A 25,300-nucleotide genomic window follows, 5' to 3' on the forward strand; every position below is an offset into this window, starting at 1 on the left:
AAAAGAGCATAGTACCTATGCTCTCGGATGAAACTGTTTATATACATCTTTTAATCTAGTTTTTGAAACATGCGTATAAATTTGTGTCGTTGAAATATCTGCATGTCCAAGCATTTCTTGCACAGCACGTAAGTCTGCTCCATTTTCTAATAAATGCGTAGCAAAAGAATGACGCAATGTATGAGGTGTAAGCTCTTTTTCAATATTTGCTTCTTTCGCTAATCGTTTTAAAATTTTCCAAAATCCTTGTCTTGATAATCGATTGCCATGATGGTTTAAAAAGAGTGCATCTACTACTTTTTTCCCCATCAATTCTCTTCTTCCCTTTTCAATATACTTTTGAATCGCTTCCGTCGCTAAACTTCCTAGTGGAATAATTCTTTCTTTATTCCCTTTCCCTATGCATCGAACAAATCCCATCGTTAAATGTACATCTTCTAAATTTAATGCAATTAATTCTGAAACACGAAGTCCTGTTGCATACAATAACTCTAGCATCGCTTTATCACGAACCCCAAAAGCGCTCGTCATTTTTGGTGTCTGCAGTAACGCCTCTACTTCATCAACTGACAATACTTTCGGTAATTTCCGTTCTCCTTGCGGCGTTTCAATATGTACGGATGGATCGTGCTCTACCGCTCGTTCACGAAGTAAAAATTGGTGAAACGAACGAATCGATGCAATATGACGTGCTAATGTTTTCGAAGATTTTCCGTTTTCTTTTAAGTGCTGCAGAAAGTTAACAATGTGCAAGCGTGTCACTTCGTGAAAGTTTTTCGCTTGTTCTACATTTTGCAAATACTTTACATAACTTTTTAAATCACGTTCATAAGATACTACTGTATTTTTCGCTAGTCCTTTTTCAACAACCATATAATGAATAAAATCTTTTAATTGATCTTCCAATCTACACTACTCCCCATTTTCATAGAAAAACATCATTCTATTTACGAAAGCATCCTTTGCCGGCTCTTCATTCCCTGATACTTTTTCTACAGTCTCTTCTTTTGGCTTTTCATAACGATGATAGCTTTCATATTCTTCATTTATCCATAGTATAGCGAAATAAAACAAAATCGTACAACTTGTAAATAATAAAAATACTTTTATCCCATCAAAAGTTAATTTTAAAGCTCGGCGCATTGTAAATTCCTCCAAAATATAAGTTATTACAACATATGCCAAGCTTTCACCAATTTATACCTTATTCAAATAAAAAACCTCTTCCTAGTTAAATAGGAAAAGGTTATTTTTCATCCGTTTCATTTTCTTGACAATTTTTACAAATCCCATGGAATGTTAAACGATGATCCTTCACCTTAAAGCTCCAGTCATGTTCTACTTTCCTTTCCACTTCACCAAGTAAATCTTCTTGTATTTCTTGTACAGCACCACATTGTGTACAAATCAAATGATGGTGGAAACGCTGCGCACCTTCTTGGCGTAAGTCATAGCGTGAAACACCGTCTCCGAAGTTAATCTTATCGACAACTTTTAACTCAGATAATAGTTCTAAAGTTCGATAGACGGTTGCTAATCCGATCTCTGGCGACTTTTCTTTTACAAGGAGGTAAACATCTTCTGCGCTTAAATGATCTTCTTCATTTTCTAGCAGCACACGAACTGTTGCTTCACGTTGCGGTGTTAATTTGTAGCTCGCTGCATGTAATTGCTTCTTAATTCGTTCAATTCTTTCTTCCATTCGGTACTACTCCCTCCTCGCCACTCTTACACCATTATATCAGAAGAAGGGCTTCTGTCAAAAGAAAAACAATAAAAACAAATTGATAATTATTCTCATAAAGTATTTATTGTTTATTAATAGCCTCAACGACTTCTTTCATTAAAACTGGTGATGCATAAGCCTCTACACTAGAAGCAAGAGCTAACACCGCTCCAATTACAAGAAAGAAGCATGTATAACGGATCAATAATGGTAATAGTGGCTCAGTTATTTTTCGGATAAATTGATGCCTAATCATGCGTAAGGAAAAACTTGCGGCAATTGTTGTCATAACGAGAAATACTGGGATGATAATGAGATTTTGTGGCAATACAGAAACGAATGCTAATAATAATCCATTCCATCCATGCTGACTTACTAAGAAACCTACTGTAAATCCGACAACTACTCCTTTTGCAAATAATAAAATAAAAATGAGTGGCAATCCAATAATTGAAATCCCTAAAATCCAAATAAATCCAATGTATTTTAATTGTGAAAAGTAACTTTCTCGAAACATTTCGCCTGCAATAGCAAATTCTCCTTTAGAAACTTGTCCAAAAAAACGTTGCAAATAAAATGATAAATCTTGTTTTTGATTTAATTGTAAACTATTTACAAGAATCGCTCCAAATATTACTCCCATCAATAACAAAACAGCGTTAAATATATATAATGAAGAGTTTTCCTGTATGTGAGACATTACACGGTCTTGCCAAGTTTTTCTCCACATTTTTCTTCCCTCCGTTCACACTCTTACTAAAAATGTATGAAAGAAAGAAAAAAGTATGACGAATTAACATTGAAATTCCGCTCTACTTTGCTAAACTAAAAAGTAGAGAATAGGAGGGATTTCTCTTGAAACCATTATTATTAGATTTTCCAACATTATTTCAAACTGAACGCTTACAGGTTCGTAAGCCATTTCCAGGTGATGGTGCAGAAGTGTATGAAGCAATACAAGCTTCTCTAGAAGACTTAGTACCGTGGATGCCAATTAACGCTGAAACAGAAGAAAGTGCTGAAGAAATCGTTCGTAACGCTCACGGACAGTTTTTACTTCGTGAAACACTTGATTTTCACTTATACGATAAAGTATCTGGTACATTCATCGGAGCTATAACGCTCAAGCCTGAAAACTGGGATATTCCAAAGTTTTCACTTCACTTCTGGCTACATAGCGCTTATACAAAACAAGGCTATATGACCGAAGCTGTGAAAGGTGCCATTCAATTTGCCTTTGATAAGCTAAGCGCTCGAAGAATTGAAATTCGTATTGATGCAACAAATACAAATGCATGTAACTTAGCAGAACGTTTAGAATTTATTCTAGAAGGTACAATGGAAAATGATTTCATAGCACCAGATGGTAGCTTACGTGATGCACGCGTATATGCAAAAATTAATTAAAAACACTCGCCTTTGGCGAGTGTTTATTTTTGTAGTTGTAAATATTGTACTGCAAACATCGTCTTCGCATCGTGAATACGAAGATCTTTCATAAGAGTAGTTGCTTCTTCTAATGATACTTCCATTAATTCCACAAACTCATCTTCATCTAACGCAGCTTTATTTTCTTTTTTCGTCAAACCTGTCGCTTTATATACATATAAAATTTCATCTGCAAATCCTGGAGATGTATAGAAAGAAGTAATAAGCTCCATATTTTCACATACATAACCTGTTTCCTCTTCTAATTCACGAACTGCTGTCACCTCAGGTTTTTCACCTGGTTCTAACTTGCCAGCCGGAATTTCTATAATCGCCTTTTCAAGCGCTTTACGATACTGCTCAACAAGCACAATTTTCCCCTCATCAGTAATAGCAATAATAGCAACTGCACCAGGGTGATTTACAATTTCACGTTTACTCATTGCTCCATTTGGTAATACTACATCATCAACACGAACTTTTATAACTCTACCATCAAAAATCGGCTCAGTTTTTACTGTTCTCTCTGCAAGATTACTCATACTACTTCATCTCCCTGTTCTATTTCCTATTCTTTCCTCATACATTTTACCACATTGAAAGGAGCGTGATAGAAATGAAAGTTTATATTTTACCAAATCGCGTCACTTTAGTCGGAAAAGCATGGCAAATTCGCCATAAGCTAAAACAATATGGCAAAGAGTATACAACTGTACAAGAGTGGATTACAGCAACTAAAAAGTAAACGTTTGTCAACCTCTTTTCCCTTGCGTACAATAAGAATAAGGAGAAGGAGGTTGAACTATGAAAAAACGTCAATTAGGAAACTCAGATTTATTTGTGACAGAAATGGGGCTTGGCTGTATGTCCCTCGGTACATCTGAAAAAGAAGCCCTGCGTATTATTCATGAAGCAATCGATTTAGGAATCAATTTTTTTGATACAGCGGATTTATATGATTATGGATTAAACGAAGAATTTGTTGGAAAAGCCTTAAAAGGAAAACGAGACCAAATTATCCTTACAACGAAGGTTGGGAATCGATGGACAGAAGAAAAAAACGGCTGGTCTTGGGATCCTTCTAAAAATTACATAAAGGCTGAAGTGAAAGAAAGTTTACGTAGACTTCAAACTGATTATATTGATCTTTATCAACTTCACGGCGGGACGATTGAAGATCCTATAGATGAAGTAATTGAAGCCTTTGAAGAATTGAAAAAAGAAGGTATCATTCGCCATTACGGTATTTCTTCTATACGTCCAAATGTCATCCGTGAGTATGCACAGCGATCAAATATCGTTAGTGTTCTAATGGAATATAGCCTTTTGAATCGTCGCCCTGAAGAATGGTTCCAGCTTCTTAATGAACATCAAATTAGCGTTATTGCTCGCGGACCACTTGCGAAAGGAATATTAACTGATAACAATACAAGAAAGATAGAAAGAGTAAAAGAAAAAGATTACCTTTCTTATTCTTACGATGAATTATATGCGACGCTTGCGAATGTAAAAGAAATACTTGGAGAAAACTCCTTAACTGGAACAGCTATTCAATATTGCTTACATAACGAAACTGTTGCAGCTGTTATACCTGGTGCAAGCTCTATTGGGCAATTGCAAGAAAATGTACAAGCTAGTAAACAAACACAGTTAACAACAGAAGAATATATCCAGCTTCAGCAAATCGTGAAATGTGATACGTACGCATTACACCGATAAAAAGACGCTACCATACTGGTAGCGTCTTTTTATAACGTATCATATTTATCAGGATTCGTTCCTACATGTAAATTACGATTTAACGTATTAATTTGAGTCATCTCTTCTTCTGTTAATGAAAAGTCAAAGATAGAAAAATTCTCCTGAATGCGAGATGGTGTAACAGACTTAGGAATCGTCACAATCCCGCTTTGAATATCCCACCTTAATATAACTTGCGCAGGTGTTTTTTCATATTTAGTAGCAATGGCCTGAATAATCGGGTGCTGAAATACTTCTCCGCCCCTCATTAATGGACTCCATGCTTCCATTTGAATTTGCTCACCTTGACAGAAATCACGCAATTCAAATTGTGTTAACATTGGATGAAGTTCCACTTGGTTTACCATCGGCTTTATTTTGCAATTTGGTAATAGCAGTTCTAAATGATGTTTATGGAAGTTAGAAACACCAATCGCGCGCACTTTACCTTCTTCATACAATTTTTCTAATGCTCGGTACGTATCAACATACTTCCCTCTTATTGGCCAATGTATTAAATATAAATCTACATAGTCCATTTGTAATTTTTTTAAGCTTTTCTCAAACGCCTCAAGTGTTTCCTCGTATCCTTGATCATCGTTCCAAACTTTTGTTGTAATAAAGATGTCTTCTCTCGGAATCCCTGATTCACGAACTGCTTCTCCGACACCGCTTTCATTTTCATATACAGCTGCTGTATCAATCGAACGGTATCCAACTTCTAGCGCTGTTTTTACTGCTTGTTTTACTTCGTCGCCTTCTTTCGCTTTATAAACGCCTAAACCAATCATCGGCATTTTTACGCCATTATGAAGTGTAGTTGTTGGAATGTGCACAGTCGTCTCCCTTTCATCATTACATTTTTTTATAAGCCACCACTTTATTTGAACAAGATTCAACCAAAAAGTCAAAACATATGTACAGTTTACATAATAAACTTATATACTTTCTAAAATAATGCGAACTCATTCATTCGCATTATTTTCCATCCATTTCTTTGCTTTTTCATCAACATTACGTACAAACTCAGTTTTCCCTTCCGAATATAACGCACCTTCATATGTATACTTTTCAGCTAATTCTTTCTTTAAAGTTGCATATGCCTCAGCTTCTTCACAATGAGCCATCATATAATCACGAAATGCTAAATGCCTTACTATCTCAGGGTTTCCTTTTTCAAACACGTGTAAGTGATACGAGCGTTTTTCCTCCGTTCCATGAATAAAATAACGGCGTCTTGAAATACCATTCTCCCCTTTTACGATATAGCCAAGCTCTTCAAAACGTTCATTCCACCTATCTACTCTGTCGATACTCTCTACTTCCATGATCATATCTATAATTGGTTTCGCTGCCAGTCCTGGCACCGACGTACTTCCAATATGATGGACCTTCACCTTTTCTGGCATCGCCGCTTTTAATCTTTCAGCCTCCATTTGAAATTTTTTACCCCAATGATTTTCATGCGGAACAACTACAATTTTTCTCATTCTAACTCCCCTTTTCTTACAAGCTCGTCAAAAAAATGATCAGCGTTATTCACTGATCATTTTCGTTATTATTTAAAGTCTTTCCAAGTAAGGTTACTTTCACTTAACAGTTCTTCAAATGATTTATTCTTTTCACGTTCTTTTTGTTCTTGGCGCTTTCTTTCCTGTTCAGCTGCCACTTTTTCCTCTTCTCTCACTTGCAACTCTTTCTTCTTATTCTTTAATTGCTGCAGGAGTGAATCATTTAATTGATCACCTAATGTAAGCGACTCTTTCTTTTGTTGATTCACTTGCGCTTGTCTTTGCATTTGTCTTTGTTTCTTTTTCTTCATACTACTCACCTTTTACTTTTTTCTCCATTATAGTAGATACACAATGAACTCGACAATAAAAAAGGTCCTTTACTCTATTATTCACTTTTTGTAAATATGTTAATTTTTCGAAAAGACTAAATTTTTATGTAGCTATAATCCTATGAATCTATTAAAATTATGTCGTATGATGTCAGATTATAAAAAAAAGGAGAATTAGATTATGTGGAAGAAAATTATTCCTGCCATTGCTGTTTTAAGCACCATTACTTTTTCAAGCGTATTTGCTGCTCCCCCATCTCAGACTCCAGCTGAACAAAACCGCTACATAGACGTACAAATGCTTGGTATTAATGATTTCCATGGACAACTAGATACTGTTAAAAAAATTAATAACAAAGAAGCTGGTGGCGCTGATTACTTAGCTACTTATTTAAAAGAACGTAAAAAGCAAAACCCGAATACACTTCTCGTACACGCTGGCGATATTGTCGGAGCTAGTCCACCAGTTTCAGCATTGTTACAAGACGAACCAACGATTGAATTTTTAAATGACTTAAAATTTGATGTTGGTACAATCGGAAACCACGAATTTGATGAAGGTATTGATGAAATGAAACGTCTCATTTACGGTGGCTATCACGAAAAAACAGGGAATTTCAAAGGTGCAAATTTCCCTTATGTCGCTGCAAACTTCTATAATAAATCCACTGGCCGCTTATTTTTACCGCCATTTACTGTAAAAATGGTAAATGGTGTGCCTGTAGGATTCATTGGCGTAGTTACAACTGATACACCAAATGTCGTGATGCCTACTATGCTTAAAAATGTAGAAATCACTGACGAAGTAGAAGCAATTAATAAATCAACGCAGCAATTAAAGCGTCTTGGCGTTAAATCCATTGTCGTCCTTGCTCATGTCGGTGGAACAACAGATGAGTCTGGTGTGACAAATGGAGACCTTACTCGAATTGCAAATGAAACAGATCCGGAAGTTGATGTTATTTTTGGTGGGCATAGTCACACGTATGTAAATGGTACTGTAAATAATAAACTAATCGTCCAAGCGAACTCTTACGGAATGGCTTTCTCAGATGTAGATGTAACAATTGATCGTAAAACAAAAGATATTGTAAAGAAAAAAGCTGAAGTTGTTACAACATACCATGAAGGTGTAGAACCTGATAAACAAGTAAAGAAAAAACTAGATCAATATAAAGAAAAAATTGCACCGCTTGTAAATGAAGTTGTCGGAAAATCTACAGCACCTATCGACCGTAAACAAAATGATGCTGGTGAGTCCACTCTTGGAAATTTAGTTGCCGATGCCCAGCGCCAAACGATGCAAACTCAAATCGCACTTATGAATCCGGGCGGCATTCGTAATGACTTAGATGCTGGCGATATTACATGGGGCGAATTATACGGCATTCAGCCTTTTGGAAACCAATTAATTAAAGTAGATTTAACAGGTCAAGATATTCGCGACATTTTAAATCAACAATGGCAAAAAGGAACGACGAGAATGCTTCAAATTTCAGGTATTCAATATACGTGGGATGCAAATAAACCAAACGGTGAAAAAGTTACAAATATACGTTTAACAAACGGTGAAGAATTATCTCCATCTAAAACGTATAGCGTAGTGGCAAATGCCTTTTTAGCTTCTGGCGGTGATGGATTTGTATCATTTAAAAATGGTAAAAATGCAGAAACTGGTCCAAACGACTTTGAAGCGCTAGTCGATTACGTAAAACAATTAAAAGAACCTATTCAGCCAATTATCGATGGTAGAATTCAAAAAACAAATTAAGTACACTCATAATAAACAATCTTAATTTTTCATCGTAAAAGATACACATAAACCTTTTATCCGTCATATATGTGAAACCTAAAAAGGATACTCGTTCTTACAATGAACATAGTATCCTTTTCTTTATTTATCAATATGTGATGTGTTGTTAAAATCATATTGTTGTAAAAATTGTTGTAACGCCTCTTCTACAAGTTTAGATTTTTGAATTCCTTTCGATTCTGATATAACGTCTAGTTTTGCTAATATTTCTTTATTAATAGAAAAGGTACGTTTCTTTTTTTCTGTACTTATATTCATCATGGGCGCAATTACTTCTTCTTTCTTTCTTAATAACTCATAAATACTTTGTAATTGTTCATAAATTAATAGTTGATAATCCGTCTTCGCATATTGAAGGGCTGTCGCTTCTTGGAGTTGTAAGTGACGCGGTTCTTCTCCATCTCCTACAAAAATACGCTTTTTCTGTTCTCCATCATATTCGTATCCAATCAATCTTAATTTCTTCGATAATGTATACGGGCTTATTTCAAGACGTTTTGCTATAATAGCGATGGATTCACGCCTATTTAAACAATCGATAATTTCTCCAATCGTCACAATTTCCCTCCTCCCATATTGAAATGACACTAGTATGGTATGTTACAATGATTTTCTAACAGTATATGCAAAACGAATAGCCTGTGCGATTCATACGATTTTAGAAAAGGAGGTTTTCAATATGCTTTTTCGTAGCAATACCCCGCAGTTCTATAATGAAAATAAAAAACTCATTCCTAATAGTATCGCTACGATGGAAAGCGTTATGATTAACAACCGAAAACAAGCTCTCCTTATGCGCGGGCAAAACGTAGAGCAGCCTATTTTATTATGCTGTCACGGTGGACCAGGCATGGCACAAATCGGATTTATTCGTCATTTTCAAAAAGAATTGGAGAAACACTTCATCGTAATTAATTGGGATCAGCGCGGGGCAGGTAAATCCTTTTCAATGAAAGATTTCGGAGCAAATTTTACAATCGAACAATTCATTTCCGATGCAAAAGAAGTGATTCAATATGTACTTAAAAAGTTCAATAAACAGAAACTATTTCTCGCTGGTCATTCTTGGGGAAGTATTATCGGGCTTAACATAGCACACTATTATCCACAATATATCGAGGCTTATATCGGTATTGGGCAAATTGTACATATGAAACAAAACGAGGAATTACTATATCAGCATTTAATTCGTTCTGCAAAAAAATATAATCATAAAAAAGCATTAGCGTCCCTTTTAAAATTAGGAAAACCGCCATTTTTAGATACGAGACGCCTTATTATTCAAAGAAAATGGCTTGGCACATTCGGAGGTGCAATCCAAAACGGATCTTCCTTTTCTTTCATACGAAAAGGCTTCTTTTCTCCCGAATATACACTATTAGATTGGTTCAAGTTTCTCGCAGGAAATTTAAAATCTGGCGTTTTATGGGAAGAAATGTTGACAATCGATTTCTTTTCTTCTATTACGAGTTTATCTATTCCAGTTTATTTTTGTTCTGGTCGCTATGATTATCAAACTCCTTATGCACTCGTTCAGGAATATTGTGATGTAATAGAAGCACCGATAAAAAAGATGATTTGGTTCCCAAATTCAGCACATTCTCCCGATTTAGAAGAGCCAGAATTATTCGCTCGTTCTTTACAATCCATTAAACAAGAGCTAGCTTTTCAACATTAGTAACAAAAGGCTCTTTTACATTTCATAAAAAACAATTTATAATAATATGTCGCAACTATGTATAAATCTAGCAAGGTGATTCATATTTCCTTGCCTTAACACAATAAAATTTTGGGGAGATTACATTTATTATGAATGCTGTACTCATTGCAGTAGCAGTTATGCTATTGCTTAGTTTATTACGTGTCCAGGTCATTGTCGCCATCATTGTTGGAGCTTTAACAGGCGGACTTATCGGTGGACTCGGTATTTCAGAAACGATTAACACTTTTACAACTGGTCTTGGAAACAGTGCTCCAATCGCTTTAAGTTATGCAATGCTCGGTGGTTTCGCTATTTCTCTTTCCAAAACCGGACTTCCAGATGCTATGATTCAAACTGCATTAAAGTGGATTGGCAATGAACAAGACACGAAAAAACAAGTTTACTCTAAAATACTTATTCTATTTATCATTTTAACGATGGCTTGTTTCTCACAAAATGTGATTCCTGTTCACATCGCTTTCATCCCCATCTTAATTCCAGCACTTTTAAAAGTATTAAATGAGCTGAAAGTGGATCGCAGACTTGTTACATGTATTATTACATTCGGATTGATTACTCCTTATATGTGGATTCCAGCAGGATTCGGAAAAATTTATCATGACGTATTACAAACAAATGCTGCGCAAAGCGGTCTTACATTTGATGTCGCACTTATTCCAAAAGCAATGACCATTCCAGCAATCGGTATGATTATCGGATTATGTGTGGCAGTATTTATTACATACCGAAAACCTCGTACGTATGAAACAGAACAAATTCATACTACTGAAAATGAAATCGTTCCCTATACAAAACGAAGCATTACTTTCGGGCTAGTATCTATCTTAGCTACATTAACTGTTCAATTAGCAACAGAATCAATGATTTTCGGCGCTCTAGCGGGGATTATCGTTTTATCAGTTAGTGGTAGTCTACCTCTTAAAGAAGCTGATGCAATTTTAACAAGCGGAATGCGTATGATGTCCTTTATCGGATTTGTTATGATTTCTGCCGCTGGGTTCGGAGCTGTTCTTCGAAAAACAGGACATGTTGAATCTCTTGTACAAACGAGTGCACATATAATTGGGAATAACAAACCACTCGCTGCATTTCTTATGCTTGTAATTGGACTGCTCGTTACGATGGGGATTGGATCATCTTTTTCAACCATCCCTATTTTAACAACCATTTTTGTACCTCTTTGTATTCAGCTTGGATTTAGTCCAATGGCCACCATTGCAATTATCGGTACAGCCGGAGCGCTAGGAGACGCAGGATCTCCAGCATCAGATAGTACACTTGGACCAACATCCGGTTTAAATGCTGATGGTCAACACCATCATATATGGGATACGTGTGTACCAACTTTTTTACATTACAATATACCGTTACTTATATTCGGCTTTATTGCCGCAATTACATTATAAAAGGTGCGTTTTATACGCACCTTTTACTTTTTTATTTTTCCCTTTAATTGTTGCAATGCTATTTTCCCATTTTCTTCGATACAACTTTCCATTTGCATAAATGACGGACCTGCCCACTCACTGTCTATACTCCCGTTCAGTCCAATAATTTTCAATTTATCCGGTATACGGATATTTAATTTTTTTGCTGCTCGAATTAACTCAAAGGTAATCTTATCACTTGAAGTTACAATTCCATCTATATACGGATAAGTTTGCAATAATGTAACAAACTGTTTATTCGTATACCCTTGTACACATTCTTCTCGATAAGAGATTCCTTCCTCCCAAACAGCGTCTAAAAATCCTGATATGTACTCTTCCATTTCTTCACTATCTTCGCCCTCACCGAAATAAGCAAGAAAGTGACAACCTTTTTCTTTTAATAAAGAGACCGCTCTTTGGCCACTTTCATAATAATTTGCATGAGATTTTTTTTCATCAATCACAACAAACGGAAATGGGATTTCTCCTATACTTTTAAAAACGGATCTTGTCAAAATAACACCTGCAACGTTATTTTCCTTCAACATATGTATGTATCTATCTTTATTCTCTATATTACAAACAATAATTTGATATCCTTCTTTATACGCTATTTCCTCAATACAATGTAGCAAAGTGATGTTTGATGGGTCATATAGATTATCTACAAGTAATGCAATTATCGTTGAATTCTCTTTAAATAGTGGCTTTGCTGCACTATTTGGCCTATAACGTAATTCCTCAATTGCTTCCTTTACTTGTTTTACTGTGTCCTCATGAACGTATCCTTTTTCATTTATAACTCGTGAAACGGTTGCGACTGAAACACCTGCCAATTTTGCAACATCACGTATAGTTGCCACATCGTCACCCCTTAATATGGTAATAGATTACAATTTTACGGTAACCTAAATTACAATATTCGTCAAGGTTAATAATTTATATTTCTGAAAATTGTTACATCATTACACTAAACTATATTCTAATTGAATTTCATGTAAAATCGGGATATTATCATACCCAATGCGCGGAATTTCTTTCTTTATTTTTCGTGCCTCTTCCACCGCATTTACATATAAATTCGTCATCAAAAAATTACGTTTTTGGTAAAAACGTAACGCATTCATATTATCATTTGTTGTTATAAGCCAAACCTTCCTGCACCGTTCTTCTTCTGCAACTCGTAATACACAATCCACAAGTTTTGTCCCTATTCCTTTTCTTTCTTCAAAGCTATCTAACGATACAATTTCGCACATATTTCCGATCAATTCATACGTTACAATTCCGATTATTCTGTCTTCTGAGAGCGCAACAAATCCTGGCAACTCTTCTAACTGATGTCCCTTACCACGTGAAACCATCAATGAACTCCCCCAGTTCTCACACATGAACATTCGAATTGTTTCTTTCATCGCTGGCGTAATTTTTTGTATATGCACCATTTCCTATTTCTCCCCTTTTCTATCCTTGTGATACAATATAAGTGTATCACATGTAACGGTATTTGGAGGATGAGGTAAAGTATGAAACGTTTTTTTGCAGCATTGTTTACTATACTAGGTGCGATAACTGCCCTTGGGATTTTCTTTACAAATAAGGTGATGTACTTAAAGAAAAAAACAGAGGAAGAAATACTCGAAAGAGAAACGAAAAAACATTTTCGTATAGAGGATTTTGAAGCTCTTCATAAAGAAGAAATTCATATTCCTTCGCAATTCGGATATGATCTTCACGGATATTACATTCCTGCTGGTCATTCCAATAAGTTTATGATTTTCTGTCACGGCGTAACTGTAAATAAAATGAACTCTGTAAAATATGCAAGGTTATTTTTAAACAGAGGATATAATGTCGTTATTTATGATCATCGTCGTCATGGTAAAACTGGCGGAAAAACGACAAGCTATGGATACTATGAAAAGCATGATTTAAAATCTGTAGTTGACTGGCTAAAAGGTCGTTTTGGAACAAATATAACACTCGGTATTCATGGTGAATCGATGGGCGCTGCAACACTTCTTCAGTACGCAGGACTTGTAGAAGATGGTGCTGACTTCTATATTGCAGATTGTCCTTTCTCTGATTTCTACGGACAATTACAGCACCGTTTAAAGGTTGAATTCCATTTACCAAAATGGCCTTTATTACCTTTAGCAAATGCTTTCTTAAAAGTGCGTGACGGTTATACGATTCGTGAAGTTTCACCAATCGATTGTATAAAAAACATTAACAATCCCGTCCTCTTTATTCATAGTAAAGATGATGATTATATTTTAGCTGATATGACGAAAGCACTCTATGAAGCGAAGGAAAACAATAAACAACTTTATATTGCAGAAAACGGCGCACACGCTTGCTCTTATAACGAAAATAAAGAAGATTATGAAGCAGCCATTGATCAATTTTTAAACTCATATGTAAAAGAAACAAAAAACAGGCTTGCATAAGCCTGTTTTTTTATTGCGCTAAAACGTCTGTAACTTGTTCCATATTTTCAGAAATCCACTTTATTGCATCATCTAACGTTGGAAATTCTGTCGTTTGAAATGTTACCTCATCTTGCAGTAACCAAACATCCTTTGACTCTTGTCCTACACCAGCAATGGACCAGTGCAACAAACTATATGGATGATTATCATTCAAAAATGATGCCCACGTGCGCTCATTTGCAATATTTCGTAATGTACGTAATTGTTTATCCATCTTTCGTCACCTTACTCTAGTCAGTTATAAAAAACATTATAACACTCTCTTCTCTTCCAAAGAAAGTGCTCTTTTCATATTGTCAAGTACTTCTCTTGATTATATGATGAAATTAAGCGTTTGGGAAGGAGGGATAGCGTTGGCTAAAGTACAAATTAAAGTAAATGATAATGGCTCTTTTCGCGTTACAGGGGACGTGGAATTAGTTGATTCACAAGGGAATGTATTCCCAGCAAAACCGGCATTTTCTTTATGCCGTTGTGGTTTATCAAAAAATATGCCTTATTGCGATGCTTCGCATAAAGGAAAATTTGAATCTGTTGTTAGAGCACCAGAGGCAGAATAATTTCACATGTGACATGCACATTTTTTTGTGCATGTTTTTTCTTTTTAGCAACTCCGTTATATCCCTTCTCCTTACAACATTTCTAATACTTTTGTCTCCATCTCAGCCTACATATATTTTCACACAATTCTTCACATTCGAATACTTTTTACTAGCCTTTTATTTTTTTTATGCTATAATTTGAGCAAACAACATCCTTCGGGGTCGGGTGAAATTCCCAACCGGCGGTGATGAAGTGCAAACTTCTAAGTCCGTGACCCGTTTTCAACTCGAAAACGGTGGATCTAGTGAAACTCTAGGGCCGACAGTATAGTCTGGATGGGAGAAGGATATGTTTTCTAGTAATTTTATATAGCGAATACACTTTTATTTCAGTATGCATATTTTTATAGATTCAATTCAAATCTATATATATGTTTTATTTTGTATACTTATCTTTCTATGCTGAAATAAAAAGATACGACTAGCGTTTGAAAAATTTGATATTTTTGCTAGGTTTCTTCCTTATGCCAAAATATCAATCATCGTTAGGTTTCTTTCCTATACTTTCGTATTCGAACTATATTTCTAGAAATCACGTCTCCCAAACCCCAAGGATATTAAAATCCTTGGGGTTTTTTGATTTTTTTAGGAGAGGTGAAGAAAATGACAGATCAAGAATATATGAGGATTGCTCTGCAATTAGCAGAAGGAACATCTGGGCAAACAAGTCCAAATCCTATGGTTGGTGCTGTTGTTGTAAAAGACGGAAACATCGTCGGTATGGGGGCTCATTTACGTGCTGGTGAAGAACACGCAGAAGTTCATGCTCTTCATATGGCTGGTGACAAAGCAAAAGGAGCCACCGTGTATGTAACACTTGAACCGTGTAGCCATTTTGGAAAAACACCACCTTGCTGTGAATTGCTCATCAAAAAAGAAGTCAAACGGGTTGTAATTGCTACTCTTGATTGCAATCCTCTCGTTTCTGGTAATGGAAAAAAAAGATTAGAGGAAGCTGGCATCGAAGTAACTACCGGTGTTCTGGAAGCAGAAGCAGTTTTATTAAATCGCTACTTTTTTCACTACATGAAAACGAAACGTCCATTTGTAACAATAAAAACAGCGATGAGCTTAGACGGAAAAACAGCAACCGTAACCGGTGAAAGTAAGTGGATTACAAGTGAAGATGCACGAGCTGATGTTCATCAATATCGTCATACACACGATGCAATTCTTGTTGGAGTGAATACAGTTATAGCTGATAATCCGCATTTAACAACAAGAATTCCTAACGGGGGACAAAATCCTATACGCGTTATTTTAGATACCCATTTACGAACGCCACCATCTTCTCATGTCATAACAGATAGTTTAGCACCGACATGGATTATAGTTGGTAAGGATGTAAATACAGAGAAAATAGCTTCTTATGAATCTGAAAATATAGCTATATTCCAAATGAAAACGAAACAGATTGAAATACAGGATGTTTTACACCTACTCGGCGAAAAACAAATTCTTTCTCTTTTCGTCGAAGGTGGTCAAACTGTTCATGCAAGTTTCTTACAAACAAAGTATTTCAATGAAATTGTAACTTATATAAGTCCAAAATTAATTGGTGGAAAAAATGCCCCTACTTTATTTGGCGGCAATGGTTTTTCAACATTACAAGATGCACTTTCCTTGGAAATTCAAGAGATGAAACAAGTTGGCGATGATATAAAAATTGTTGCGCATGCCCGAAGTGAGGTGATGGAATGTTTACAGGAATTGTAGAAGAATTAGGAACGATTGCAAACATGCAACAAAGCGGCGAAGCGATGAAGTTAACGATTCATGCCAATAAAATTTTATCAGATGTTCACTTAGGTGATAGCATCGCGGTTAACGGTATTTGCTTGACTGTAACGAGTTTCACAACAACTTCATTCACAGTAGACGCAATGCCTGAAACGATGCAATCAACATCACTTCGCATGCTTAAACCGCAATGCAAAGTAAATTTAGAACGTGCAATGGCTGCAAACGGACGATTCGGTGGACATTTCGTTTCAGGACATATCGATGGCATCGGAACGATATTAAACAAAAAACAACACTATAATGCCGTCTATTACAAAATAGCTATTTCTGATGAATTGCTACGCTATTGTTTGCATAAAGGGTCCGTTGCTGTTGATGGAACGAGTTTAACAATATTTGATATAGACGAATCTTCCATTACCATTTCACTCATCCCGCACACAGTAAGTGAATCTGTTATCGGAGAAAAGAATGCCGGTGACATCGTAAACATTGAGTGTGACATGATTGGTAAATATATCGAACGCTTTATTTCTAAACCAGTAAAACGAACAGGTTCAATGACCGAAAGCTTTTTACAAGAAAACGGATTTCTATAAGGGGGAAGCATTATGTTTCATCGTATTGAAGAAGCTCTAGAAGATTTAAAACAAGGAAAAGTCGTGATCGTATGTGATGATGAAAACCGTGAAAATGAAGGCGATTTTATCGCTTTAGCAGAGTATATTACGCCAGAAACAATTAACTTTATGATTACACATGGACGTGGTCTCGTTTGTGTACCAATTACAGAAGGGTACGCAGAACGTCTACAATTAGAACCAATGGTAGCTCATAATACAGATTCGCATCATACTGCATTTACAGTGAGCATTGATCATGTTTCTACAACAACTGGGATTAGTGCCCACGAACGTGCAACTACGATACGAGAAATGTTAAATCCTGCATCAAAAGGTGCTGATTTCAATCGTCCTGGACATATCTTTCCATTAATTGCGAAAGAAGGTGGCGTCCTGCGCCGTGCTGGTCATACAGAAGCTGCTGTCGATTTAGCACAGCTTTGCGGAGCAGAACCAGCTGGCGTCATTTGCGAAATTATTAATGAGGACGGTACGATGGCACGCGTACCTGATTTACTACAGTGCGCAAAACAATTTGATATAAAAATGATTACAATAGAAGATTTAATTGCTTATCGTCGCCACAATGAAACATTAGTGACGCGAGAAGTGGAAATTACATTACCTACAGATTTCGGTACTTTCCATGCAATTGGCTATTCTAATTCATTAGATACGAAAGAACATATTGCACTCGTAAAAGGTGATATTTCAACAGGAGAGCCTGTACTTGTACGCGTTCATTCAGAGTGCTTAACAGGAGATGTATTTGACTCGTGCCGCTGCGATTGCGGACCACAACTCCATGCTGCACTTGCTCAAATTGAGCGTGAAGGAAAGGGCGTTCTTCTTTATATGAGACAAGAAGGACGAGGCATTGGGCTTCTGAATAAGCTTCGCGCTTATAAGTTACAAGAAGAAGGATTCGATACTGTAGAAGCAAATGAAAAGCTTGGCTTCCCTGCTGATTTGCGGGATTACGGTATTGGCGCTCAAATATTAAAAGATTTAGGTTTACAACGTTTACGATTATTAACGAATAACCCAAGAAAAATTGCTGGCTTACAAGGTTACGATTTAGAAGTAATCGAGCGTGTACCGTTACAAATGCCAGCAAAAGAAGAGAATAAAACGTATTTACAAACGAAAGTAAACAAATTAGGACATTTACTAAACTTATAATTAAAGGAGAGATTTATTATGGTATTCGAAGGTCATTTAGTTGGTACAGGATTAAAAGTTGGGGTTGTTGTTGGACGTTTTAATGAATTTATTACAAGTAAATTACTTGGCGGCGCTTTAGACGGATTAAAGCGTCACGGTGTAGAAGAAGCTGATATCGATGTTGCTTGGGTTCCTGGTGCATTTGAAATTCCTTTAATCGCTAAAAAGATGGCGAATAGCGGGAAATATGATGCTGTTATTACGTTAGGCACTGTCATTCGTGGTGCTACAACACATTACGATTACGTTTGTAATGAAGTAGCAAAAGGTGTTGCATCTTTATCACTACAAACAGACATCCCCGTTATTTTCGGTGTATTGACGACTGAAACGATCGAGCAAGCGATTGAACGCGCGGGCACGAAAGCTGGTAATAAAGGCTATGAATCCGCCGTCGCTGCAATTGAAATGGCTCACTTATCAAAACAATGGGCATAAAAAAAGAGGCTGCGGCCTCTTTTTTTATTTCTTCACTTTTCTCCGTACATCTTTTATTAATTCATCCATTGTCTTTCCTTCTGTTTGTATACGAAGCGTCTGTGCTGTTTTCCATACATTCTCTCTTTTCTTCGCTTCTTCTATAATAGTAATTTCTTTTCGTACTTCCTTTAAATCTTTCCCTTCTGTTTTCAATCCAAAATGTTCAGCTTTCGTTCGAAAATGTTGTTCAATTCGTTGTTGCATCTCTTTTTGTTCAGGATTTTCGGCGGCCTTAACTGGATCAGCGCTTATCGCTTTTAGTAAAATGAGACAAGTCATAATCGCTAATATATATTTGTGCATGTAAAATCCTCCAACCCAATGTAAAGTGAAACTTTAATCAGTGGGGGTCTTCATCCCCCACTGATTATTAGTTGAACCTATCGGACTTTTATGGGCAGCCCGACCCCCACCTAACTTCTTTGCTTTCGCTGCTTTTTGAGGTGTGGGTCTTACTGCCCATTAAAGTCGGATAAATTACATATTTACTATGTACAATTGGGGCTTGGAAAATTCGTCCACCAAAATTCTTTTTTCCGCTCAAAAGCCAATAGTATCAAGCGTTCACAATTATTTATTACATTTTATTTACAAAAAAAGCAAACTCTTTTATAAGTTTGCTTTTTTCTATCTTATAATGCACATTCCTCAATCTCAAATCCTAAATCTTCAATCATACCCCAGTCTGCAGTCGGTTCTTGTCCAGCTGTTGTTAAGTAGTCTCCAACAAAAATAGAGTTTGCTGCAAATAAACCGATTGGCTGTACAGAACGTAAATTAATTTCACGCCCTCCTGAAATGCGAATTTCCTTCGTTGGGTTTACAAACCGCATCATCGCCAGCACTTTTAAACATTCTACTGGTGTTAACTCCTTTTGTCCTTCAAGCGGTGTACCCTTCACAGCAACAAGGAAATTACATGGAATGGAATCGGCATCTATACGTTGTAATTCGAATGCAATTTCAGCACGCTCCTCTATTGTCTCCCCCATTCCAAAGATCGCTCCTGAACATGGTGAAATACCCGCTTGTTTCGCTTTTTGAACTGTATCAACACGATCGTCATACGTATGAGTGGAGCAAATACTTTCGTAATTATTCGCATGTGTATTTAAGTTGTGGTTATAACGGTGTACACCCGCTTCCGCTAAACGTCCTGCTTGATCTTCGTTTAAGAAACCTAAACAACAACAAATCTTTAAATCTGTCGTTTCACGAATCTCTTTAACTGCTCCAATTACGTGATTTACCTCTTTATCAGTCGGACGACGACCAGATGCCACAATACAATACGTACCCGCTTTACGGCGAATTGCTTCGTGTGCTCCTTCTACAATCTTTTCCTGCGTTAGCCATGCATATTTATCAATCGGTGCTTCTGAAATAATAGACTGTGAACAATATCCGCAATCTTCAGGGCATAATCCAGACTTCGTATTAATAATCATATTTAATTTTACTTTCTTACCAAAGTGATGGTGGCGAATGATATACGCAGCATTCATAATTTCTAAAATCTCTGTATCGTCAGCCTCTAATATCGCTATTGCATCTTCTTTCGTAATCACTTTCTCTTCTACGACGTCGTATGCAAGTTTTTTCCAATCCCTTTTTGTTTGTACTTGTTTCATTTCATCTCTTCCCCTCTTTTGTTATATGCACAAATAAAGCATGATACGTTGCCATTATCCCTTCATTTCCCGTGAAGTCTCTTTCGTATATGCGAAGCATCGCACGAAAGAGTGAGGGACTTTGACAATATGATTCTTCATTACTATTGGTCGCTCCTACTTTACGAATAGAATGTAGAAACTCCCTAACTTCTGTAAATCTCTCTATGTAACACGTTTCAGAAACATGTACATCCCCTGTTTCTATCTCACATATATGGCGCAACTGATTTTTCGAATAAAAACGTTGCCCAATCGATGTTTCATTTTGTATATTTTTTTCTTCTTTCGCCCGCTGGAACGAAGCATGCAATTCTTGAAATGTTTCCTGTCCAAATGTTGAAAAGAGTAATGTCCCCTCTATAGATAAATGACGAAATAAATTTCTTATCACTTGTTTTAAATCATTTAGCCATTGAAATGTGGCATTTGAAATAATGACATCATACGTTTCTTCTAGTCGTAATCTTTCGATATCCTCACAATAAAATGTTACATTGTTTACATTTTGTCTAGTTCTCGCAACTGCAATCATACTTTCGGCAAAATCAATAGCTGTAATTTGTGCTTTCGGAAATAAGTTTGATAATTGCTCTGTAACATATCCTGTCCCGCATCCAAGTTCTAAAATACGTATCGATGAATTTGCACTATATCGCCGATTCAATGTAGAAAGTAATGAATGCGCCATCTTTTTTTGTACATTTGCATATTGATCGTAGGATACAGCTGCCACGTTAAATCGTTTTTGTAGTAACGTTTTGTTGATCATGTCGTATCCCCTCTACAAATTGAATGATTTCATTTGCGCAATATTCGAAATTCGTTACGCATAATGCGTGTCCAGCCTCACTTACTACTTTTAACTTAGCATTCGCATTCTCTGTCATACTATGAGCTGCAGATAATGGACATATCACATCCTGTTCTCCATGAAGAAGTAACAGCGGGACTTTGACATCTGTTAATTCGTTTCTCATATCTGTTTCTATTAAATAATCTAAGCCTAATTGTAATGACTGAATCGAGTCTCCTTTAAAATTCAGCGCAATCTCTTCAAAACTCGTATTCTCTTTCAGCTCATCTTTTGTAAACATATTTTCATAAAACCGCTTGAGCGTATCTTCTTTCTTTCTCGCCACATTCTTTTTCAGCCGCTCTACATGCAAAGCATTCCATCCACTCATATAGTCGCTCGAATTTGTAAATTTGGCAGTACCACCAATTAGTACAATACCTTTTGTCTGAATCTTTTTATGTGCTTGAACTGCTGCTAACGCCCCTAATGACCATCCAACTAAAATGACATTTTCATCCTTTGCTACATCTATTACTCGACCTGCAAACTCACTTTGTTCTTTCACATTACGCCAATTGATACATTGAACAGAATATTCTTTAAAATACGAAAGAACTAAAGTCCAAACACCTTCTTCCATTCCCCACCCAGGAATAAAAATAATCTTTAGCTCTTTCATACGAAAAACCCCTCTTCTTTACCAATACGTATAATATGGTGAATAGCCCATTGCAAATCAGCTATTGTATGTTGGGACGTAACTGCAAAACGGACTCGTGAACTATTAACTGGAACCGTTGGTGGACGAATTGCAATTGCAGCAATCCCTACCTGTTGCAACCTTTTACTAAACCGTAAAGCTGTTTCATTTGAACCGACTACAATCGGTACAATATGAGTTGAGCTATTTCCAATATCAAAACCAGCTTCTCGTAAATGGTTTCTGAAATATGCCCCATTCTCTATAAGTCTCTCTCTTCTTTCATTATCTTCTTTCACAATTTCAATTGCTTTTTGTACTGCTCCTAACGTACTGGGTGGTAAAGCTGTAGTAAAAATAAAGCTTCTCATCATGTTTTGTAAATACTCTATATAAATTGCATCACCTGTCAAATACGCACCATAACACCCTAAAGCCTTACTAAACGTCCCCATATGTATATCAATTTTTTGAGAAAGATCTTTTTCTATATGGGACAACCCTGCTCCATCAATTCCATATATTCCACTCGCATGCGCTTCATCCACTATAATAATTGCCCCATATTTCTCTTTCAGCTGCACTAACTCCCTTACATACGCAGTATCACCATCCATACTAAAAACCGTATCTGTTACGATTAATTTCCGCTTTTCAGGTGACACTGTTTTCAATAACTTCTCTAAATGATCCAAATCATTATGACGATACCTTTTATGCTCTGCCCCACTTAATATAATTCCATCAACAATGCTTGCGTGATTTAATTTGTCACTAAACACAATATCGTGACGACTCACTAATGAAGAGATCACTCCAATATTTGCGGTATATCCACTATTCACAACTAAGGCTTTTTCAGTACCTTTCCAATCGCATATACTTCTCTCAACCTCTTCATACAGTGAATAGTTTCCTACCACGAGCCTTGATGCTGTCGCCCCAGTCCCATATTTTCTTGTACATGCGATAGCAGCTTCTTTTAACCTTTCATCTCCAGCTAACCCTAAATAATTATTTGACGCTAAATTTAGCATCCTTTTCTCATCTCGAATAAGCCATGTCTCTTCGGCTTGTTCTGTTACATGCAAATTACGATACTGCCCTCGCTCATGTAATTGTTGCAATTTAGATTGAAGATGTGTGCGCCACGTTTGATTCATTTCGGATAAGCTCCTCTAATTTTGAAATCATTATATATTCTTTAGCAGATTCCAAGACTTCTTCTTTTGTAAACTCACCTGCAAAGAATGGTAATAAACCTAAAACTGGTACCCCACTTAGCTCTTCAATCATTTCTTTATTTTCTTGCACTCTTTCCATTTCGCATTCTTTGCAGCCAGATAAAATGACACCTGCTACTGTTAAACCATATGCCTTTGCATAAGCGATCGTTAAAACTGTATGATTTACTGTTCCTAATGTAGGGCGTGCTACTACAATAAGTGGAAGTTGTAATTCTTTTGCGAAATCAATTACTAAAGCGTCCTCTGTATATGGAACAGCTAATCCACCTGCTCCTTCTACAAGTAGACTATTAAAATCTTTCAATCGTTCATTATAGTGATGAATAATGTCTTTTAACGTTACTGTCCTTCCAGCTCTTTTCATGGCAAGTCTCGGGGCAAGCGGCTCTTCAATAGAGTAAGGGCAAATTTCCTCTTCTTTTGTCGGTACACCTGATAATGCTTTTAGCCTTGCTGCATCTCCCTCTGGATTTGATGCAACATGTCCACTTTGCAATGGTTTATATACCCCTACGTTATATCCTAATTCTCTAAATACACCTGCTAATGCACCTGCAACTACAGTTTTTCCCACTTCTGTATCCGTTGCTGTTATAAAAAAACCGCTCATTATTCTCCCTCCGTAACATCCGAGATTGCTTGATATAAAATACGTAACATATCGTCAATCTCATCAATTGTAGAAGCAAGAGGAGGCATAAATACAATCGTATTACCGAGCGGGCGCAAAATCATACCCAGCTCTCTTGAACGTTTACATACTTGAACACCGACTCTCTCTGTCCATTCAAACGCTTCTTTCGTTTCCTTATTCTTCACAAGTTCAATTCCAACCATTAACCCGCATTGACGAATGTCCCCTACATGTTTATATGCAAAGAGGTCTTCTAATTGCGTCGCCACATATTCTGTTTTACGTGCCACCTCTTCTATTAAATTTGTTTTCTCGTATAGTTCTAGATTTGCAATTGCTACCGCACACCCTAACGGATTCCCTGTATAACTATGTCCGTGGAAAAATGTTTTTTGTTCTTCATAGCCTCCTAAAAAGGCATTATAAATTTCATCTGTCGTTACAGTAATTGCAACTGGTAAATATCCGCCTGTTAAACCTTTTCCGGCTGTCAAAATATCCGGTGTTACATTTTCATGTTCACATGCAAACATTTTTCCAGTACGCCCAAATCCAGTCGCTACCTCGTCTGTAATAAATAGAACATTATATTTTGTACATAAATTACGTAGCCCTTTTAAGTATCCTTTTGGCATTGTAATCATACCGCCAGCACCTTGCATTAAAGGTTCTACAATAATCGCCGCAATCTCTTCATGTTTATCTTTCAGCAGCTCTTCCATTTCTTCTAAATGTTTTTTTACAATTTCGGCCTTATCATTTCCATAAGGAGAACGATATGTATATGGATAAGGCATTTTAATTGCTTCAAATAAAAGCGAACTATACACTTGGTGAAACAAGTCTATTGCTCCCACTGAAACAGCTCCAATTGTGTCACCATGATACGCTTCTTTTAATGTAACAAATCTTTGTTTCTTCGGTTTTCCTTTATGCTGCCAATATTGAAAGGCCATCTTAATTGCAATTTCAACAGCGCTAGAACCGGAGTCTGAATAAAACACTTTCTTCAAACCTTCTGGTACAACTTCAATTATTTTTTCGGCTAATAAAATAGATGGAACGTTAGCAAGCCCTAACATAGTAGAATGGGAAATTTTATTTAATTGCTCACGAATTGCCTCATCTAGTTCTGGCACTTGATGTCCATGAACATTTAACCAAATAGACGAAACACCGTCCCAATATTCATTTCCATTTACATCGTATAGTTTTCTTCCCTCTCCCCGTTCAATAATGACAGGATCTTCTTCTAAATAATCCTTCATTTGTGTAAATGGATGCCATACATAGGCTTTATTTTTCTCCGATAACTCTTCATATGTATATGATGGTTTGTCAGTCGTACTCTTACTAAAAGTCACAATTGTCACCCCTAATGTT

Annotated in this window: 31 protein-coding genes and 1 riboswitch; of the genes, 12 read left to right on the plus strand and 19 right to left on the minus strand. The window is 36.5% G+C overall.

Going from position 1 to position 25,300, the window contains the following annotated elements:
• Positions 1-15 precede the first annotated feature (15 nt).
• The 4 genes from xerD to spoIIM form a co-directional block, all read right to left on the minus strand.
• On the minus strand, positions 16-906 hold the full coding sequence (gene xerD / locus ACTFRN_RS03140; protein WP_074567418.1) for a site-specific tyrosine recombinase XerD: 891 nt from the start codon (positions 904-906) through the stop codon (positions 16-18).
• A 6-nt stretch (positions 907-912) separates the two neighbouring features.
• Positions 913-1,143: a YqzK family protein gene (locus tag ACTFRN_RS03145; RefSeq protein WP_001250432.1), complete on the minus strand. Its 231-nt coding sequence runs from the start codon at positions 1,141-1,143 to the stop codon at positions 913-915.
• A gap of 103 nt (positions 1,144-1,246) precedes the next feature.
• The gene (gene fur / locus ACTFRN_RS03150) at positions 1,247-1,702 is read right to left on the minus strand and encodes a ferric iron uptake transcriptional regulator (protein ID WP_000392655.1); all 456 of its coding nucleotides are present in this window, start codon (positions 1,700-1,702) and stop codon (positions 1,247-1,249) included.
• A gap of 106 nt (positions 1,703-1,808) precedes the next feature.
• Positions 1,809-2,426, minus strand: coding sequence for a stage II sporulation protein M (spoIIM, locus tag ACTFRN_RS03155; RefSeq protein ID WP_223290733.1), 618 nt, complete (start codon positions 2,424-2,426; stop codon positions 1,809-1,811).
• 155 nt (positions 2,427-2,581) lie between these two features.
• On the opposite strand from spoIIM, the gene ACTFRN_RS03160 reads away from it, so the two are divergent.
• Positions 2,582-3,133, plus strand: a complete 552-nt coding sequence (locus ACTFRN_RS03160) for a GNAT family N-acetyltransferase (protein WP_000803491.1) — start codon at positions 2,582-2,584, stop codon at positions 3,131-3,133.
• 23 nt (positions 3,134-3,156) lie between these two features.
• Here ACTFRN_RS03160 and ACTFRN_RS03165 read toward each other — a convergent pair whose 3' ends face one another.
• On the minus strand, positions 3,157-3,696 hold the full coding sequence (locus tag ACTFRN_RS03165) for an NUDIX hydrolase (RefSeq protein WP_000067038.1): 540 nt from the start codon (positions 3,694-3,696) through the stop codon (positions 3,157-3,159).
• A 74-nt stretch (positions 3,697-3,770) separates the two neighbouring features.
• On the opposite strand from ACTFRN_RS03165, the gene mciZ reads away from it, so the two are divergent.
• Together mciZ and lolS are read left to right on the plus strand one after the other, a co-directional pair.
• The gene (gene mciZ / locus ACTFRN_RS03170) at positions 3,771-3,899 is read left to right on the plus strand and encodes a Z-ring formation inhibitor MciZ (RefSeq protein WP_000870299.1); all 129 of its coding nucleotides are present in this window, start codon (positions 3,771-3,773) and stop codon (positions 3,897-3,899) included.
• Between the two features lie 59 nt (positions 3,900-3,958).
• Positions 3,959-4,873 carry an aldo/keto reductase gene (gene lolS / locus ACTFRN_RS03175; RefSeq protein ID WP_000747196.1) on the plus strand — a complete coding sequence of 305 codons (915 nt, stop codon included), beginning with the start codon at positions 3,959-3,961 and terminating at the stop codon, positions 4,871-4,873.
• A 29-nt stretch (positions 4,874-4,902) separates the two neighbouring features.
• Here lolS and ACTFRN_RS03180 read toward each other — a convergent pair whose 3' ends face one another.
• The 3 genes from ACTFRN_RS03180 to ACTFRN_RS03190 form a co-directional block, all read right to left on the minus strand.
• On the minus strand, positions 4,903-5,730 hold the full coding sequence (locus ACTFRN_RS03180) for an aldo/keto reductase (RefSeq protein ID WP_000547981.1): 828 nt from the start codon (positions 5,728-5,730) through the stop codon (positions 4,903-4,905).
• 129 nt (positions 5,731-5,859) lie between these two features.
• Positions 5,860-6,384: a GrpB family protein gene (locus ACTFRN_RS03185; protein ID WP_001227175.1), complete on the minus strand. Its 525-nt coding sequence runs from the start codon at positions 6,382-6,384 to the stop codon at positions 5,860-5,862.
• A 68-nt stretch (positions 6,385-6,452) separates the two neighbouring features.
• Positions 6,453-6,716 (minus strand): YqkE family protein, encoded by a 264-nt coding sequence (locus ACTFRN_RS03190; RefSeq protein ID WP_140383338.1) that lies wholly within the window; start codon positions 6,714-6,716, stop codon positions 6,453-6,455.
• A gap of 202 nt (positions 6,717-6,918) precedes the next feature.
• On the opposite strand from ACTFRN_RS03190, the gene ACTFRN_RS03195 reads away from it, so the two are divergent.
• Positions 6,919-8,508, plus strand: coding sequence for a bifunctional metallophosphatase/5'-nucleotidase (locus ACTFRN_RS03195; RefSeq protein ID WP_000265542.1), 1,590 nt, complete (start codon positions 6,919-6,921; stop codon positions 8,506-8,508).
• Positions 8,509-8,631: 123 nt separating this feature from the next.
• On the opposite strand, the gene ACTFRN_RS03200 is transcribed toward ACTFRN_RS03195, so the two are convergent.
• Positions 8,632-9,108, minus strand: a complete 477-nt coding sequence (locus ACTFRN_RS03200) for a ribbon-helix-helix domain-containing protein (RefSeq protein ID WP_000151910.1) — start codon at positions 9,106-9,108, stop codon at positions 8,632-8,634.
• Between the two features lie 121 nt (positions 9,109-9,229).
• On the opposite strand from ACTFRN_RS03200, the gene ACTFRN_RS03205 reads away from it, so the two are divergent.
• Entirely contained in the window at positions 9,230-10,228 is a 999-nt protein-coding gene (locus ACTFRN_RS03205; protein WP_000898951.1) for an alpha/beta fold hydrolase, read from the plus strand.
• 131 nt (positions 10,229-10,359) lie between these two features.
• Entirely contained in the window at positions 10,360-11,679 is a 1,320-nt protein-coding gene (locus ACTFRN_RS03210) for a Na+/H+ antiporter family protein (RefSeq protein WP_000994774.1), read from the plus strand.
• A 23-nt stretch (positions 11,680-11,702) separates the two neighbouring features.
• Here ACTFRN_RS03210 and ACTFRN_RS03215 read toward each other — a convergent pair whose 3' ends face one another.
• Positions 11,703-12,566 carry a LacI family DNA-binding transcriptional regulator gene (locus ACTFRN_RS03215; protein WP_000201354.1) on the minus strand — a complete coding sequence of 288 codons (864 nt, stop codon included), beginning with the start codon at positions 12,564-12,566 and terminating at the stop codon, positions 11,703-11,705.
• Between the two features lie 102 nt (positions 12,567-12,668).
• On the minus strand, positions 12,669-13,148 hold the full coding sequence (locus tag ACTFRN_RS03220; RefSeq protein ID WP_000233414.1) for a GNAT family N-acetyltransferase: 480 nt from the start codon (positions 13,146-13,148) through the stop codon (positions 12,669-12,671).
• Positions 13,149-13,229: 81 nt separating this feature from the next.
• Here ACTFRN_RS03220 and ACTFRN_RS03225 point away from each other — a divergent pair, with 81 nt between their 5' ends.
• Entirely contained in the window at positions 13,230-14,153 is a 924-nt protein-coding gene (locus ACTFRN_RS03225; RefSeq protein WP_014893526.1) for an alpha/beta hydrolase, read from the plus strand.
• 10 nt (positions 14,154-14,163) lie between these two features.
• Here the strand turns inward: ACTFRN_RS03225 and ACTFRN_RS03230 are convergent, their stop codons facing one another.
• Positions 14,164-14,409, minus strand: coding sequence for a YqkC family protein (locus tag ACTFRN_RS03230; RefSeq protein WP_000360809.1), 246 nt, complete (start codon positions 14,407-14,409; stop codon positions 14,164-14,166).
• Positions 14,410-14,548: 139 nt separating this feature from the next.
• Here ACTFRN_RS03230 and ACTFRN_RS03235 point away from each other — a divergent pair, with 139 nt between their 5' ends.
• The 5 genes from ACTFRN_RS03235 to ribH all read left to right on the plus strand — a co-directional run bounded on the left by ACTFRN_RS03235 (position 14,549) and on the right by ribH (position 18,825).
• Positions 14,549-14,755: a CDGSH iron-sulfur domain-containing protein gene (locus tag ACTFRN_RS03235; protein ID WP_001151582.1), complete on the plus strand. Its 207-nt coding sequence runs from the start codon at positions 14,549-14,551 to the stop codon at positions 14,753-14,755.
• A gap of 190 nt (positions 14,756-14,945) precedes the next feature.
• Positions 14,946-15,089: riboswitch (FMN riboswitch) on the plus strand.
• A 311-nt stretch (positions 15,090-15,400) separates the two neighbouring features.
• Complete coding sequence (ribD, locus tag ACTFRN_RS03240) at positions 15,401-16,513, plus strand: bifunctional diaminohydroxyphosphoribosylaminopyrimidine deaminase/5-amino-6-(5-phosphoribosylamino)uracil reductase RibD (protein ID WP_000131973.1); 1,113 nt, start codon at positions 15,401-15,403, stop codon at positions 16,511-16,513.
• Positions 16,495-17,139: a riboflavin synthase subunit alpha gene (ribE, locus tag ACTFRN_RS03245; RefSeq protein WP_000493918.1), complete on the plus strand. Its 645-nt coding sequence runs from the start codon at positions 16,495-16,497 to the stop codon at positions 17,137-17,139. The genes ribD and ribE overlap by 19 nt, the downstream gene beginning before the upstream one ends.
• A gap of 12 nt (positions 17,140-17,151) precedes the next feature.
• Positions 17,152-18,345 (plus strand): bifunctional 3,4-dihydroxy-2-butanone 4-phosphate synthase/GTP cyclohydrolase II, encoded by a 1,194-nt coding sequence (gene ribBA, locus ACTFRN_RS03250; RefSeq protein WP_088106420.1) that lies wholly within the window; start codon positions 17,152-17,154, stop codon positions 18,343-18,345.
• Positions 18,346-18,363: 18 nt separating this feature from the next.
• The gene (gene ribH, locus ACTFRN_RS03255) at positions 18,364-18,825 is read left to right on the plus strand and encodes a 6,7-dimethyl-8-ribityllumazine synthase (RefSeq protein WP_000230889.1); all 462 of its coding nucleotides are present in this window, start codon (positions 18,364-18,366) and stop codon (positions 18,823-18,825) included.
• Positions 18,826-18,849: 24 nt separating this feature from the next.
• Here ribH and ACTFRN_RS03260 read toward each other — a convergent pair whose 3' ends face one another.
• From ACTFRN_RS03260 to bioA, 7 genes are all read right to left on the minus strand, one after another.
• A complete protein-coding gene (locus tag ACTFRN_RS03260; protein WP_000549777.1) occupies positions 18,850-19,170 on the minus strand; it encodes a hypothetical protein in 321 nt (106 codons plus the stop codon).
• 329 nt (positions 19,171-19,499) lie between these two features.
• On the minus strand, positions 19,500-20,498 hold the full coding sequence (bioB, locus tag ACTFRN_RS03265; protein ID WP_000815866.1) for a biotin synthase: 999 nt from the start codon (positions 20,496-20,498) through the stop codon (positions 19,500-19,502).
• 1 nt (position 20,499) lies between these two features.
• Positions 20,500-21,309, minus strand: coding sequence for a malonyl-ACP O-methyltransferase BioC (gene bioC, locus ACTFRN_RS03270; protein WP_074567422.1), 810 nt, complete (start codon positions 21,307-21,309; stop codon positions 20,500-20,502).
• Complete coding sequence (locus ACTFRN_RS03275) at positions 21,275-22,015, minus strand: alpha/beta fold hydrolase (protein ID WP_074567423.1); 741 nt, start codon at positions 22,013-22,015, stop codon at positions 21,275-21,277. Before ACTFRN_RS03275 ends, bioC begins: the two co-directional genes overlap by 35 nt.
• The gene (bioF, locus tag ACTFRN_RS03280; protein WP_074567424.1) at positions 22,012-23,199 is read right to left on the minus strand and encodes an 8-amino-7-oxononanoate synthase; all 1,188 of its coding nucleotides are present in this window, start codon (positions 23,197-23,199) and stop codon (positions 22,012-22,014) included. The genes ACTFRN_RS03275 and bioF overlap by 4 nt, the downstream gene beginning before the upstream one ends.
• Positions 23,165-23,893 carry an ATP-dependent dethiobiotin synthetase BioD gene (bioD, locus tag ACTFRN_RS03285; RefSeq protein WP_049113765.1) on the minus strand — a complete coding sequence of 243 codons (729 nt, stop codon included), beginning with the start codon at positions 23,891-23,893 and terminating at the stop codon, positions 23,165-23,167. The genes bioF and bioD overlap by 35 nt, the downstream gene beginning before the upstream one ends.
• Entirely contained in the window at positions 23,893-25,281 is a 1,389-nt protein-coding gene (gene bioA, locus ACTFRN_RS03290; protein ID WP_000144317.1) for an adenosylmethionine--8-amino-7-oxononanoate transaminase, read from the minus strand. Before bioA ends, bioD begins: the two co-directional genes overlap by 1 nt.
• Positions 25,282-25,300 lie beyond the last annotated feature (19 nt).

The sequence above is a fragment of the Bacillus cereus group sp. MYBK245-2 genome, from assembly GCF_051916145.1.
GTDB lineage: Bacteria > Bacillota > Bacilli > Bacillales > Bacillaceae_G > Bacillus_A > Bacillus_A pacificus.

Excerpts from the sequence above, each read along its gene's own strand:
- ACTFRN_RS03275 (WP_074567423.1), bottom strand. The coding sequence starts at position 22,015 with ATGAAAGAGCTAAAGATTATTTTTATTCCTGGGTGGGGAATGGAAGAA.
- ribE (WP_000493918.1), top strand. The coding sequence starts at position 16,495 with ATGTTTACAGGAATTGTAGAAGAATTAGGAACGATTGCAAACATGCAA.
- ACTFRN_RS03260 (WP_000549777.1), bottom strand. The coding sequence starts at position 19,170 with ATGCACAAATATATATTAGCGATTATGACTTGTCTCATTTTACTAAAA.
- ACTFRN_RS03165 (WP_000067038.1), bottom strand. The coding sequence starts at position 3,696 with ATGAGTAATCTTGCAGAGAGAACAGTAAAAACTGAGCCGATTTTTGAT.
- lolS (WP_000747196.1), top strand. The coding sequence starts at position 3,959 with ATGAAAAAACGTCAATTAGGAAACTCAGATTTATTTGTGACAGAAATG.
- bioD (WP_049113765.1), bottom strand. The coding sequence starts at position 23,893 with ATGAGCGGTTTTTTTATAACAGCAACGGATACAGAAGTGGGAAAAACT.
- ACTFRN_RS03230 (WP_000360809.1), bottom strand. The coding sequence starts at position 14,409 with ATGGATAAACAATTACGTACATTACGAAATATTGCAAATGAGCGCACG.
- ACTFRN_RS03185 (WP_001227175.1), bottom strand. The coding sequence starts at position 6,384 with ATGAGAAAAATTGTAGTTGTTCCGCATGAAAATCATTGGGGTAAAAAA.
- mciZ (WP_000870299.1), top strand. The coding sequence starts at position 3,771 with ATGAAAGTTTATATTTTACCAAATCGCGTCACTTTAGTCGGAAAAGCA.
- ribD (WP_000131973.1), top strand. The coding sequence starts at position 15,401 with ATGACAGATCAAGAATATATGAGGATTGCTCTGCAATTAGCAGAAGGA.
- ACTFRN_RS03220 (WP_000233414.1), bottom strand. The coding sequence starts at position 13,148 with ATGGTGCATATACAAAAAATTACGCCAGCGATGAAAGAAACAATTCGA.
- bioC (WP_074567422.1), bottom strand. The coding sequence starts at position 21,309 with ATGATCAACAAAACGTTACTACAAAAACGATTTAACGTGGCAGCTGTA.
- ACTFRN_RS03210 (WP_000994774.1), top strand. The coding sequence starts at position 10,360 with ATGAATGCTGTACTCATTGCAGTAGCAGTTATGCTATTGCTTAGTTTA.
- ACTFRN_RS03195 (WP_000265542.1), top strand. The coding sequence starts at position 6,919 with ATGTGGAAGAAAATTATTCCTGCCATTGCTGTTTTAAGCACCATTACT.
- bioF (WP_074567424.1), bottom strand. The coding sequence starts at position 23,199 with ATGAATCAAACGTGGCGCACACATCTTCAATCTAAATTGCAACAATTA.
- ACTFRN_RS03145 (WP_001250432.1), bottom strand. The coding sequence starts at position 1,143 with ATGCGCCGAGCTTTAAAATTAACTTTTGATGGGATAAAAGTATTTTTA.
- ribH (WP_000230889.1), top strand. The coding sequence starts at position 18,364 with ATGGTATTCGAAGGTCATTTAGTTGGTACAGGATTAAAAGTTGGGGTT.
- ACTFRN_RS03190 (WP_140383338.1), bottom strand. The coding sequence starts at position 6,716 with ATGAAGAAAAAGAAACAAAGACAAATGCAAAGACAAGCGCAAGTGAAT.
- ACTFRN_RS03205 (WP_000898951.1), top strand. The coding sequence starts at position 9,230 with ATGCTTTTTCGTAGCAATACCCCGCAGTTCTATAATGAAAATAAAAAA.
- ribBA (WP_088106420.1), top strand. The coding sequence starts at position 17,152 with ATGTTTCATCGTATTGAAGAAGCTCTAGAAGATTTAAAACAAGGAAAA.
- ACTFRN_RS03225 (WP_014893526.1), top strand. The coding sequence starts at position 13,230 with ATGAAACGTTTTTTTGCAGCATTGTTTACTATACTAGGTGCGATAACT.
- fur (WP_000392655.1), bottom strand. The coding sequence starts at position 1,702 with ATGGAAGAAAGAATTGAACGAATTAAGAAGCAATTACATGCAGCGAGC.
- spoIIM (WP_223290733.1), bottom strand. The coding sequence starts at position 2,426 with ATGTCTCACATACAGGAAAACTCTTCATTATATATATTTAACGCTGTT.
- bioB (WP_000815866.1), bottom strand. The coding sequence starts at position 20,498 with ATGAAACAAGTACAAACAAAAAGGGATTGGAAAAAACTTGCATACGAC.